11 protein-coding genes and 1 tRNA gene are annotated in these 13343 nt (G+C 45.5%); 8 read left to right on the top strand and 4 right to left on the bottom strand.

All coding sequences use genetic code 11. The features are described 5' to 3' along the window. Positions 1–1093: 1093 nt before the first annotated feature. On the top strand, positions 1094–2779 hold the full coding sequence (locus C8N47_RS08055; RefSeq protein ID WP_107822027.1) for a S41 family peptidase: 1686 nt from the start codon (positions 1094–1096) through the stop codon (positions 2777–2779). 424 nt (positions 2780–3203) lie between these two features. Here C8N47_RS08055 and C8N47_RS08050 read toward each other — a convergent pair whose 3' ends face one another. Next, complete coding sequence (locus C8N47_RS08050; RefSeq protein ID WP_107822026.1) at positions 3204–3719, bottom strand: response regulator; 516 nt, start codon at positions 3717–3719, stop codon at positions 3204–3206. Positions 3720–4051: 332 nt separating this feature from the next. On the opposite strand from C8N47_RS08050, the gene C8N47_RS08045 reads away from it, so the two are divergent. The 5 genes from C8N47_RS08045 (at position 4052) to C8N47_RS08025 (ending at position 7594) form a co-directional block, all read left to right on the top strand. After that, on the top strand, positions 4052–4813 hold the full coding sequence (locus C8N47_RS08045) for a type III pantothenate kinase (protein WP_107822025.1): 762 nt from the start codon (positions 4052–4054) through the stop codon (positions 4811–4813). Between the two features lie 147 nt (positions 4814–4960). Continuing rightward, entirely contained in the window at positions 4961–5680 is a 720-nt protein-coding gene (locus tag C8N47_RS08040) for a head GIN domain-containing protein (protein ID WP_170111337.1), read from the top strand. Between the two features lie 761 nt (positions 5681–6441). Then, entirely contained in the window at positions 6442–6705 is a 264-nt protein-coding gene (locus tag C8N47_RS08035) for a YtxH domain-containing protein (RefSeq protein ID WP_107822023.1), read from the top strand. 47 nt (positions 6706–6752) lie between these two features. Further along, positions 6753–7109 carry a hypothetical protein gene (locus C8N47_RS08030; protein ID WP_107822022.1) on the top strand — a complete coding sequence of 119 codons (357 nt, stop codon included), beginning with the start codon at positions 6753–6755 and terminating at the stop codon, positions 7107–7109. Beyond that, positions 7106–7594, top strand: coding sequence for a hypothetical protein (locus tag C8N47_RS08025; RefSeq protein ID WP_107822021.1), 489 nt, complete (start codon positions 7106–7108; stop codon positions 7592–7594). Before C8N47_RS08030 ends, C8N47_RS08025 begins: the two co-directional genes overlap by 4 nt. 1532 nt (positions 7595–9126) lie before the next feature. On the opposite strand, the gene C8N47_RS08020 is transcribed toward C8N47_RS08025, so the two are convergent. The 3 genes from C8N47_RS08020 to C8N47_RS08010 are packed head-to-tail and all read right to left on the bottom strand — an operon-like array spanning position 9127 to position 12540. Then, positions 9127–9882: a succinate dehydrogenase/fumarate reductase iron-sulfur subunit gene (locus C8N47_RS08020; RefSeq protein WP_107822020.1), complete on the bottom strand. Its 756-nt coding sequence runs from the start codon at positions 9880–9882 to the stop codon at positions 9127–9129. A 24-nt stretch (positions 9883–9906) separates the two neighbouring features. Then, positions 9907–11847, bottom strand: coding sequence for a fumarate reductase/succinate dehydrogenase flavoprotein subunit (locus C8N47_RS08015; RefSeq protein ID WP_107822019.1), 1941 nt, complete (start codon positions 11845–11847; stop codon positions 9907–9909). Between the two features lie 18 nt (positions 11848–11865). Beyond that, entirely contained in the window at positions 11866–12540 is a 675-nt protein-coding gene (locus tag C8N47_RS08010) for a succinate dehydrogenase cytochrome b subunit (RefSeq protein WP_107822018.1), read from the bottom strand. A gap of 462 nt (positions 12541–13002) precedes the next feature. Here C8N47_RS08010 and C8N47_RS08005 point away from each other — a divergent pair, with 462 nt between their 5' ends. Both C8N47_RS08005 and C8N47_RS08000 read left to right on the top strand, forming a co-directional pair. Then, positions 13003–13239 (top strand): GIY-YIG nuclease family protein, encoded by a 237-nt coding sequence (locus C8N47_RS08005; protein ID WP_107822017.1) that lies wholly within the window; start codon positions 13003–13005, stop codon positions 13237–13239. Next, positions 13230–13301 (top strand) — tRNA-Arg (locus tag C8N47_RS08000). The genes C8N47_RS08005 and C8N47_RS08000 overlap by 10 nt, the downstream gene beginning before the upstream one ends. Positions 13302–13343 lie beyond the last annotated feature (42 nt).

The raw sequence follows: 13343 nt of genomic DNA, 5'->3' as shown, positions 1-13343 counted from the left end.
TATCGGTTTTGTCACCTTTAAGATGAAGGTTTTTTTCTTCCATAACTGGTACTTTTCAATTGCGAAAAGTTGACACTTCAAAGTTGCTGATTACAACAAATTGATTAGCCCTGTAGGGGCGGAGATATTTATAGAAAAGAAACGCCCCCTCCATCCCTGTGATGTTGGCAAAAGCGATTTAAACGCAAACGTGTCCCGAACTCGCTTCGGGAGAAGACGCGGAAGGATTGAAGAAGTCAAAAGTTGAAAGGCAAAAGGCAAAAGTGAAGAAGTCGCAGTCCCAGTCGCAGTGTTCAGTGTTTCTCCCTCCGGGAGAATAAGACGGGGAAAACGGGTGATGCGGCTTGTAACCGCGTCGGCGACACTTGATTAACGCTGTCAGGTCCTGCGGACGCTGTCAGGTTGGGAAGAGCAACGGCCTGAAAAGCCAACTCAATTCAGCCCGGGGCAGAGCGACGCAGGAGCGGCACCCCGGGATAAAGGCGCCCCCCTCCATCCCTGTGATGTTGGGAAATGCGATTTAACCGCAAACGTGTCCCGAACTCGCTTCGGGAGAAGACGCGGAGGGATTGAAGAAGTCAAAAGTTGAAAGGCAAAAGGCAAAAGGGGAAGAAGTCGCAGAGAAATTAGTCGCAGCCTGGGAGAATTTACCATTTAACGATTTACTATTGACAATTGAGAAAAACGACGGTCGAAAAAAAGTCGCAGTCGCAGGATGATCGGATGCTCGGATTGATTGAAGGATTGAGGGATTGAAGAAGTCGCAGTCACAGTCGCAGATGGTCAGATTGCTGGATGCTCGGATCGATTGAAGGATTGAGGGATTGAAGGATTGAAAGTCACAGTCACACTACTCACTACTCACGACTCAAGACTCACGACTAACGACTGATCACTCCTCATTAATATAAATTAACGAAATCTAAGAGCTTGAAACCTTTATTTCCGGCTAGCTTTATTACATTTGCTATTCGGGTGGTTGAAACCAGTTATTAAACATCCGCTTCAACTGTCTGTTTTGGCCTGAGCGATTGACAACGCAGTCGATCATAGCAGCGCAACAAATTATACCGTAATCAAACTGAAGTAATCCATGAAAGCAGTAAACAAGAAGAAACTGGGCATAATCCTATCGGTAGTTTTGGTTATAGGGGTCGTTTTCACCTCCTTTACCCGCGACGAGAAGCTCTTTCAGATCGATAAAAACCTGGATATTTACTACACCCTGGTCCGGGAACTGAATCTGTTTTATGTTGACGATATCAATCCCAACGAGTTGGTCAAGACCAGTATTGACAAGATGCTGGAGTCGTTGGATCCTTATACAACTTACATTCCGGAGTCGGAGATGGAAGACTTTCGCTTTATGACAACGGGCGAATATGCCGGCATTGGTGCGCTGATCGGCAAGCATGGCGATCAGATCATCATTTCGGAACCTTACGAGGGCTTTCCAGCGCAGAAAGCCGGATTAAAAGCGGGTGATGTATTTTTAGAGGTGGCTGGTAAGTCGACCGATAAGATGTCGACCGAAGACGTAAGCAATCTGCTAAAAGGCCCTGCCAACCAAGTTGTGAAGGTGAAGGTTGAGCGCACCGGCGAAAAAAAGCCGCTGGACATTGACATTGTTCGCGAAAAAATTCAGATTGATGCAGTTCCCTACTACGGAATGCTGGATGATAAAACAGGCTATATCCGCCTGTCGAACTTCACCGCTAACTGCGGCGACGAGGTTCGTGGCATCGTAAAAGAGCTAAAAGAAAAGAACAAAGCACAATCGCTGATTCTCGACCTTCGCTCCAACCCGGGAGGGTTACTGAACGAGGCCGTGAAGATTGTCAACATCTTTGTTCCCAAGGGCAAAGAAGTGGTAAGCACCAAAGGGAAGGTAAAACAGTGGGATAAGGCGTATTTTGCTACCGAGAATCCGATTGATACCCTAATGCCTTTAGCTGTTTTGGTTAACCGCGGATCGGCCTCGGCCTCGGAAATTGTGTCGGGGGCTTTGCAAGATCTGGACCGTGCGGTAATTATTGGCACACGAACCTTTGGCAAGGGTCTGGTACAAACCACGCGCGACCTGAGCTACAACAGCAAGCTGAAGGTGACTACCGCGAAATACTATATTCCCAGCGGACGTTGTATACAGGCATTGGACTACTCGCACCGCAACGATGACGGCAGTGTGGGTGTTGTACCCGACTCGCTGATCTCGGAATTTAACACCAGCAAAGGCCGCAAGGTGTACGATGGCGGCGGCATTACCCCCGACATCAAGCTCGACCTGGATCGAATCAGCAACCTGAGCATCAACCTGGTTCAGGATTTTATGATCTTCGACTTTGCAACACAATATGCTACTACGCACGAGTCAATCCCCGAACCGGAAGCCTTTAAAATTACGGATGATATTTACCGGGAGTTCAAGGAGTTTGTAAAAGCACAAAACTTTGAATACGAATCGGAAACCGAAAAATCACTGGACGAGCTGGAGAAGATTGCCAAAGAAGAAAAATACTACGAAAGTGCCAAAGCACAGTTCGAAGCGTTGAAAACAACACTTGGACACAATCTGGATAAAGATTTGGATCAGTTTGGCGATGAGATCAAGGAAATGATGGTTGACGATATTGTTTCGCGCTATTATTACCAAAAAGGTGCCATCAAAGCGTCGCTGAAGACGGACAAAGGAATTACCCAAGCCCTGGAAACGGTGAATAACCCAACCAAACTCTCGTCGGTCTTTCAGCCGGGGGTTGTCATCTCGAAAGCCAACTAAAGGAGCAGGCTGAGTCGGAGGGATTGAAGGATTGAAGGATTGAAGGATTGAAGGATTGAAGGACGGAAGAAGTCAAAAGTTGAAAGGCAAAAGGCAAAAGGGGAAGAAGACGCGGAGAATGGTCGACCACAAAATTCAGTCACAGTCACAGTCACAGCCCGGGAGAATTTACCATTTAACGATTTACTATTGACAATTGAGAAAAACGACGGTCGAAAAAAAGTCGCAGTCGCAGGATGATCGGATTAATCGGATTGAAAGACTGAAGGATTGAGGGATTGAAGGATTGAAAGTCACAGTCACACTACTCACGACTCAAGACTCATGACTCATGACTCAAGACTCACGTCTCACGTCTCAAAAAAAACCCAATCAGCATTAACCGACCGGGTTTTTAATTAACTATAGAGCAAAGCTATACCGATTAAACTCCTTCCAGTCTGAACCCGAAGTATTGCGGATACATAATTGCAATAGTAATCAAGATAACAACGAAGATGGCCAGGATCACAAAAAACAGGATGACCCCCATTTTATATCTTTTCTTAGAGACCTCCAACTGGTTATACGATTGAATTTTACTAATCTTATTCACCAGTTTTTTCAGGGCCATCTGGTCTTTCACAATATAGTCGTAAGCTCCATACTTCATGGTGTTGATGGCCACATCGATATTGTCCTGCCCCGATAAGAAGATAAACTCGACGTTGGGCGCAACTTTCTTGGCTCGCTTCAGCACTTCAATACCATTCATACCTTCCAGCAGGTAATCCTGAATAACAACAGCCGGTTGTTTTTCCATGGCTTTCAACGCTTCTTCTCCGGTTGAAAAAGATTCAACATTGGTGAGCTTGTTGGTCTTCAGAAAACTTACGATTAGTCGGTTATAGACATGATTGTCTTCAACAACAAAAATAAGGGGGTTCTTACTTGCAACCATAGGATCGGGAATATAGGTTAATTATCCGGTTAAACAATTGAGTTTCTAGATGTATACTCGTTAAAAATAAGCAAAAAACGAAACAAAATAATTTTTTGCCCTACAAATTATACCAATTGTTTCTCAGCCTGAGCCTTAAGCGAAACGCTGAAATTACAATGGACAATGCCGACAAGCAACTGAAGAGGCTTAAAGAGTGATCAATTTAAACCACCAATTCAAGTGCGAATCGGTATTACGCGAACATCACAATGGACTAACGAACAAAACTCAAATAAATTTTATCCTTGACCCTAAATCTGCTAAATTGCTCACACAAACAAGAAGCATTTATGTTACTAGCAATCGACATTGGCAATACCAACATTGTGTTTGGTGTATCGGCTGCCGGAGACTGGAAAAAGATCTGGCGCATCCAAACCGATGCGCACAAAACGGCTGACGAGTATGAGGTCATCTTTCGCAGTCTTTTCAGCAGCGGTAAAATCTGCCGAAATGAAATTGACCAGATCATACTGAGCAGTGTTGTGCCCGCCTTAAACCGGGAGTTTCAGGATATGCTGCCCCGGCTTACCGGAAATGATGTACAGTTAATTCAGCCGGAGCTGTTTGAGCGCTTACCCATTCAGGTGATGAACCCCTACGAAATTGGCGCCGACCTGGTAGCCAATGCGCTGGCTGCTTACAACAAGTACCGCAGCTGGTGCATGGTCATCGATTTTGGCACGGCCCTCACCTTTACAACCATCTCGGCCGAAGCTGCTATCCGGGGGGTGGCCATCGCCCCGGGCCTGCGCACTGCTATTCAGGCATTGGCCGGCAATACGGCTCAATTACCCGATGTTCCACCGGTTTTACCGCCCTCGGTGCTGGGCACCAACACGGTTCATGCCATTCAGGCGGGTATTGTAATTGGGTATACCGGGCTGGTCGACCGGATCATCAGCCAAACCGAGGCGGCTGTCGGGCAACAGCTCACCGTGATTGCTACGGGCGGACTGGCATCGACCTTCGCACACGAGCTCACACGAATCGACCATATTGAGCCCAACCTGACACTCGATGGGCTTCGCCTGATTGGTGCTTACCTATAGCCATCGCAAAGCATTCCGGATCAATGGCCAAAGCTTTACCGGTAATTTTCGGCTGTTCAACGATAAGCCATCTTTTCAGAAAGAGTGAATGCCGAGCTTTAGTGACGAATTCGAATATGAATGGGTATTTCCCAAAATCCGTCGCTTATGAAAAAATGGTCAATCCTTAGCATTCTTGTCTGCCTAACCTTCCTGTTCCAATCGTGCTGGATGCTTGGTCCCTCGGTAAAAGGAAACGGTGAAGTCACGGAAGAAACCCGCCAGCTATCGGATTTTAGTCGCCTCGAGACATCAACCGGGCTGGAGGTATTGCTGCTTGCCGACTCTACGGAATATGTCGTTATTGAGGCCGATGCCAACCTGCATCAGGTAATCCGAACAGAGATCAAAGAAGGAACACTGAAAATTTTCACCGAGAGCCGCATTCGCTCGGCCAAATCGAAAAAAGTGTTTGTCCACTACAAGCAGCTGGAGTCGTTACAGTCGTCGTCGGGTGCAGTCATTCGCAGTGGCGATCCGGTAGTTAGCCGGCAGCTGGAGCTTCGCGCCTCATCGGGCAGTCATCAATACCTTCAGATTAACACCAAAAAATTAGACAGCCGGTGCTCATCGGGTGCGCACATTGTCATCGCCGGAAAATGTGAAGATGCCACCCTCAAAGCCTCGTCCGGGGCCCATTTTAAAGGGCATACTTTCCGGACCGGCAAATGTGTGGCCGAGACATCGAGCGGAGCCCACATCTGGATTGACGTCGTAGATTATCTGCAGGCCGACGCATCAAGCGGCGGGCACTTGTACTACTCGGGCAGTCCGACACAAACCGAGCTCCACTCCTCCTCCGGCGGATCGATATCCCAAAAACAATAAGCTACCGGATTGATTGAAGGATTGAAGGATTGAGGGACTGAAGGAATGAAGAAGTCGCAGCCCGGGAGAATTTACCATTTAGCGATTTACGATTGACAATTGAGAAAAACGACGGACGGATTGAAGGACAGAAGGATTGAGGGATTGAAGAAGTCGCAGTCTCAGTCGCAGTCTCACGACTCACGACTCACTACTCACTACTCAAGACTAATCTCTCTGTGAAACTCTGTGCTCCCCTCTGTGGACTCCCGGAGCTAGTGCGGGACACGTTCTGTGGTAAGAAATATTGGGTTGCCGAATTCTCAGACTAATTGAAGGACAGAAGGATTGAGGGATTGAAGGACTGAAGAAGTCGCAGCCCGGGAGAATTTACCATTTAGCGATTTACGATTGACAATTGAGAAAAACGACGGTTGGATTGAAAGACAGAAGGATTGAAGGATTGAAGAAGTCGCAGTCTCACTACTCATGACTCAAGACTCATGACTCAACAGCCGGTTCATCGCTTGCAACATTTCTTCTGTTCCCAATCGTATATCGAAAATCGTTCGATGGCAAATTATCCTGGGCCAATCAATGAATCGTTCCAATCCGAACATCCTCCCGTCCGAGCTTTGCTCCTGCGGTTAAACAATAGCAGCATTAAGAGCAGTAATTTTGCAATTTCTTTGGATTAAAATATTGCCTTTCATCTCAAATTCAATTAACTTTATAAGAGTAAGCCAAAATAACCGATTGTTTAACTATTAAAAATTAAAGTTATGAGTTCAGGAAAAGTTGTACTAGGCGTATTAGCCGGTCTTGCCGCCGGAGCTGCTTTGGGCGTTTTATTTGCACCAGACAGCGGCGAAGCTACCAGACGTAAAATTGCTGAAAAAGGAGAAGATTTTTTAGATGATGCCAAGGATAAAATCCAGGATCTGATGGATGATCTTCACAAACAAGTTGATTCAGCAAAAGAGAAAGTAAAAGATCTGGAAACCAAAATCCACCAAAAAACAAAAGAGGAACCCACTTCAAATTAATTCGAAAAACATCCATTAATCGCTTGTAAACCACAGCAAACTACTTTATGGAAGAACAAACAGAATTAATAGACGAGCTTATTGAGAAAGGCCATAACTATGGCCAAACCACACTGAAATTAATCAAACTCAAGACATTGGACAAAACATCAGATGTTTTGTCCAATATTGTCTCGTGGTTGCCGGCCATCATTATGGGCTCGGTATTTTTTGCCATACTCAACATTGGAATTGCTCTGTGGCTTGGCGATTTGATTGGTGACCGGGCATCGGGCTTCTTTGTTGTAGCCGCCTTTTACGCCCTTGTAACACTGATTTGCTGGATATTCAGAAAGCCGCTGTTCAAGTATCCGATCGATAATTCAATTATTAATCAGGTATTTAACGAGGAGGATGACCAATGAAAAACAGACGCCATGCATTAACGCAAGCCATTCGGACACTGGAGGAGAAACAGGAGGCGGAGAAAGAACTATTCAACCAACAACTGCGAATAACCTTCGAGAGCCTGAAACCCTCAAACCTGATCAAGCGAACCCTTCGCGAATTCAGCCAGCAAACCTTCGAGATTAAAGGCAATATGCTCGAAGCCTTCCTTCCTTTAATTACCAATTTCATATCGGGTCGATTTAGCGGCAGAAGTGGCAGAGGCAGCTTCCGGCACTTAATCACAAGCATGATCCAGATGGCCGCAACAAGCTACGCCACCAAGCATAGTCACGCCATCATCGCCTATTTCAGCGATTTACTGGACTACGTGAAAGGCTTTTTTCAAAAGTCACAACCGGAGGATGAAAAAACAGAACCGGCTATCGATGAGCCGGAAATCGCGTCATCGGAGGACACTACAAAACCGTCGGAAGCGGAACCGGATAAACAAAGCGAATGAAACCTTATGATGCCGGAGAGAGTCTCCCCAAGAGATGGAAGTCGAGGATTTTCGGATCTCCTGGACGTCTTCGTTGTCCTGTAATCGTAGTTGTCGGGTTGTCATTCCAAAACGCGATCAACCAGCAAGAAAGTCTTCTGATCAATGCCAAAAAGTTTGGAACCGGTTGGCCTATTTTTATGCGGACCGGAATCAAACGAAAAGCTTCCTGCAATCCCGGAGGGATGCAATTTGGGTAGCTTAACGACGACAGAGGGAAATTTCGTCCCGTACGGGACGGGAGAATCTTTGTGTTATCGTTTGTGCTACCCAAATTATACCGTTTTGAAGGCTAATTTATGCGCTGAAATAGAACCGTATAATGCCGATAGACTGAAAAAGGAGCATTGGAACGAAGTGATAGGATGCGAAACTTTTGAAGCTAATCGGTATTGAATGGCTAAAGCCATTATAGAAACATGAAAACCCGCCCCGTAGGACAAAAGATCCGAATTAATCAAAAATAGGACTGATAAACAGCAGGCTCTGAAATGCCGTGGAAGGAACTCTCAAAGTGCATACCAGCAGCCCTCTGTAACTCTCCCCTGAAATGAACCAATCCTGGCGGATCGATTCAATTCTGTCCCCTCTCTGCGGGCAGAGCGGGGGAATCCCGAAGCTACAGGTAAATTACAAAGAACACTATCAACGCATAAGAATGGCGTTCGATCAATGCCAAAAAGTTGGGAACCGGTTGGCCTATTTTTATCCAGACCGGAATCAAACGAAAAGCTTAGTGAACCCGGGAAGCTCCGTCGTGAGACGGAGATCACCCGGTTGAACTTAGCTTTTCGGCAGATGGCGGTTGCAGATAAAAATCAGCCATGACCTTTTTGTTTCGTTTTTGTGTCCCCGTCAGACCGGCCGGGCAGGACTACAAAAATGAAAACCCGCCCGGTAGGACAACAGATCCGAATTGAGCAAAAGTAGGAGCGAAAAACAGCCAGGGTTGAGGCAAGGCCCACCACTACAAAATGAGGCTTTGCTCCTGATTCAAGCTCAATCGCAATACAAGGTTTCCCCGATGCGGATAAAAACCTTGCCTACCGCAGGCAGGCACATCACCCGAAGAGACTTTCACAGGAAACTACATGATTCCGGGGAATCACCAACAGGAATGAGAGTGGAGAGTTCTTAGTTATCTTGTTGTCCGGGTTATCGTAGTTTTCAAAAGTTGTCGGGTTGTCATTCCACATCTAATCAAAACCGTTATTGAAATTCGACCTTAGCACCTCTGCGTACTAAGACTGTCGCAGAAAAACGACATTAGCAGGCTTTCGGGCACACTGTTTCTGCTACTGCACAATTCGTCGTCGTAACGATTGCCATCGATTGTGAATAGATGTTACAAAACCACTTTCTGGTATTTCTGATTAAAAACAGCTAACTTGAACGATATCATCGTTTTATTTATACAGAAAAGGGTATTCTGAGTATAAAAAAAGGTCTTCACAAAGTGTGAAGACCTTTTTATGTTTATGGTATTGAATCGCCTATTCCGAAAAACGAGCGGCCAGGTACTGACGGTTCAAACGAGCGATATTGGTAATTGAAACGCCTTTGGGGCATTCAACTTCACAAGCACCGGTGTTTGTACAACCACCAAAGCCAAGCTCATCCATTTTAGCGATCATCGCTTTCGCACGTGCTTTAGCTTCAACACGACCTTGTGGCAACAAAGCCAACTGGCTTACTTTTGCTGAAACAAACAACATAGCTGATGAGTTTTTACAAGCAGCCACACAAGCTCCGCAACCAATACATGAAGCGGCATCCATGGCTTCGTCAGCATCAACTTTAGGAATTGGGATGGCGTTGGCATCCGGAACTCCACCTGTTGAAACAGATACATAACCACCAGCAGCGATAATTTTATCGAAAGCTGTACGGTCAACCATCAAATCCTTAATTACAGGGAAAGCAGCTGCTCTCCAAGGCTCGATTGTTACCGTTTCGCCGTCTTTGAACTTACGCATGTGCAACTGACAAGTTGTTACATCATCGTCTGGTCCGTGCGGACGACCGTTGATGTACAAGGAGCACATACCGCAAATACCTTCGCGACAGTCGTGATCGAACGCAACAGGTTCTTTATTTTCTTTAATCAACTGCTCATTCAGGATATCCATCATTTCGAGGAACGAGCTGTCAGTAGAGATATTTTCTACTTTATAGGTTTCAAAACGGCCTTTGTCTTTGGGACCGTTCTGACGCCAAACCTTAAGGGTAAGATTTATTGTATTTTCCATTATTGATCTCCTTTTAAAAAGCCATTATTTATAATTACGTTGAACCATTTTCACACTTTCGTAAACCAGGTCTTCTTTTACCAATGCAGGAGCTTTGTCCTCGCCTTCGTATTTCCAACAGCCTACGTAAGCAAATTTATCGTCCTGGCGCAAGGCTTCGCCTTCTTCCGTTTGATATTCTTCCCGGAAGTGACCACCACAACTTTCTTCGCGGTTCAAACCATCGTGTGCCATCAGGTTCCCGATTTCGATGAAGTCGGCCAGACGGCTGGCTTTTTCCAATTCAACGTTCATACCGTCGTTCGATCCGGGGATACGTACGTTCGACCAGAATTCCTTCTTGATCTCGGCAATACGCTTGATCGCTTTTTCCAGGCTTTCTTTGGTACGTCCCATACCAACGAAGTCCCACATCACCAAACCAAGTTCTTTGTGGATACTATCGACCGAACGTTCACCTTTAATGCTCAACAACTTGTCGAAACGGGCCTTAACGGCTTTTTCAGTATCAACAAATTCCTTTTCGTTGGTTGTCATACGAGGCGTGCGAATTTCGTCGGCCAGGTAGTTCTGGATCGTATAAGGAAGTACGAAATAACCGTCGGCCAAACCTTGCATCAATGCCGAAGCACCTAAGCGGTTAGCGCCGTGGTCAGAGAAGTTCGCTTCACCGGCAGCGAACAAACCGGGAATATTTGTTTGCAATTCATAATCAACCCAAAGACCACCCATTGTGTAGTGGATCGCAGGATAGATCATCATTGGAGTTTCATAAGGATCTTCGTCCACGATTTTCTCGTACATCTGGAACAAGTTACCGTAACGAGCTTTGATCACGTTTTTACCCAAACGTTCGATTGCTGATTTGAAATCCAAATAAACAGCCAAACCTGTTGAGTTAACACCGAAACCGGCATCGCAACGTTCTTTGGCAGCACGCGAAGCAACGTCGCGGGGAACCAGGTTACCGAAAGCCGGATAACGACGCTCCAAATAGTAGTCGCGATCTTCTTCGGCAATCTGCGTTGGTTTCAATTTACCGGCGCGGATCGCTTCAGCATCTTCTTTCTTCTTAGGAACCCAAATACGACCATCGTTACGCAATGATTCGGACATCAAGGTCAGTTTTGACTGGAATTCACCGTGAACAGGAATACAAGTCGGGTGGATCTGAGCGTAACAGGGGTTAGCAAACATGGCACCTTTGTGGAATGCTTTGATTGCAGCCGATCCGTTCGATCCCATGGCGTTAGTTGACAGGAAGAAGGTGTTTCCGTAACCACCGGTTGCCAATACAACGGCGTGACCGAAGTGACGAGTCAACTCACCAGTTACCAGGTCGCGAGCGATAATACCGCGCGCTTTACCGTCAACAATAACAATGTCGACCAACTCGGTACGAGTATACATTTTTACAGTACCAGCGTTTACCTGACGCATCAATGCCTGGTAAGCACCTAACAGCAATTGCTGACCTGTTTGACCTTTCGCGTAGAACGTACGGCTAACCTGTGCACCACCGAAAGAACGGTTGTCTAACAAACCGCCGTATTCGCGGGCGAAAGGAACACCTTGAGCCACACATTGGTCGATAATGCTGTTACTCACTTCAGCCAAACGGTATACGTTCGCTTCGCGGGCACGGTAGTCACCACCTTTAATGGTATCGTAGAAAAGACGGTAAACAGAGTCACCATCGTTCGGATAGTTTTTCGCAGCATTGATACCCCCTTGTGCAGCAATAGAGTGCGCACGACGAGGAGAATCCTGAATGGTAAAGTTTTTGACGTTGAAACCCATCTCGCCAAGAGATGCAGCAGCAGCGCCACCAGCCAAACCAGTACCAACAACAATCACGTCCAGTTTACGTTTGTTGGCCGGGTTAACCAGCTTCTGATGATCTTTATAGTTTGTCCACTTCTGGGCTAATGGCCCTTCGGGTATTTTTGCATCTAATTTGCTCATAATTCAATTTCTTTTCGATTAAAATTTAATCAGGAAATACAATGGAATAATTGCGAAACCTACCGCAACCACAATGGCAAAGATTTTACCAATGCACTGCAAACGTTTCAACCAGTACTGGTTGCTCATGCCAATTGTTTGGAAAGCAGACCAGAATCCGTGGCCCAGGTGGAAACCTAACAAAGCACCGCCAATAATGTAAAGGATGCAGTATAACACACTTGATTTGAACAAGCCGGCAACCAATGCATAAGTATTGTGCATTTCAACGCCATCGATCATTGTGGCTTCCAATCCACCGGTTTTTACGGGGATGAAAAACTGAATGATGTGCATAACCAGGAAAACCAAAACCAAAGCACCAAGAACTAACATGTTACGAGATGCCCAGGTACTTGAGTAAGCTGCATTCGACTTGTCATACCCTACCGGACGAGCCTTATAGTTTTGCAAACTGATAAGAAATGACCAGATGATATGTACAACGAATCCCAGACCAAGCACCGGCTCCATAACTTTAATTAAAGGGTTGGTAGCCATAAAATTTGCCCCAAGGTTGAATAACTCACCGCTGTCGTCGAAAAGCAACAGCAAATTCACGCCCAAGTGAACGCAAATGAACATCATCAGAAATAAACCTGAAATGCTCATGATAAACTTTCTTCCGATAGAGGCAGTCAGAAAATTGCTCATAGGATAATTGATTTATATTTAAACATTAATACTAATTTCTCAAAAAAGCTCAACAAATGTAGGCCTCTGCGCGTTTTCCTACAATTAATTCCCGCCCTAAAGTAGCTAATTTAAACTGTTTCTAAGCACGGCCCAGGCCGAATCGGGACAATCAACTGTCAAACAACTTCTTAAATAACATGAAGATGTAAATTTTCTGTTAACAGAAAAGCCCTTCACAACAGCCTGAAATCTCAGATCAACACCCTCAGATAGTTACATATTTCGATCCGGGATATCAAATTGCTGACTTGACTGCACCGAGTTTCGTGCAATCTGACCTGAAAAAGAGGGATGGATATGGTATAACCAAGCTTTTTCCTATTTTTGCAAGGCTTTTTAGCGAATGGTTCCATAGTTCAACGGATACCTGCCTGCGGTAGGCAGGGAACAACAGTTTCCTAAACTGTAAATTACAACGGCATGTATACCGTTTACGCAATAAAAAGTGAAATTGATGGACGAATATATGTTGGATTTTCTTCCAATTTGGAAAGAAGACTCAAAGAACATAATTCGGGGAAAACCAAGTCGACGAAAGGATACCGACCTTGGCGCTTAATATTTAAAGAGCAATGCGACTCCCGGATTGAAGCAAGAAAACTTGAAAAGTTTTACAAATCCGGTAAAGGAAAAGAAATATTAAAAATGGTTCCATAGTTCAACGGATAGAACGACAGTTTCCTAAACTGTAAATCCGGGTTCGATTCCCGGTGGGACTACTTTTTTAGCTGATTATCAGTGCCTTAAGCGCGCATACGAAC

Origin of the sequence: Mangrovibacterium marinum (genome assembly GCF_003046625.1) — a bacterium.
GTDB classification, from domain to species: domain Bacteria; phylum Bacteroidota; class Bacteroidia; order Bacteroidales; family Prolixibacteraceae; genus Mangrovibacterium; species Mangrovibacterium marinum.
This window is presented reverse-complemented; position numbering and strand designations above follow the sequence as displayed.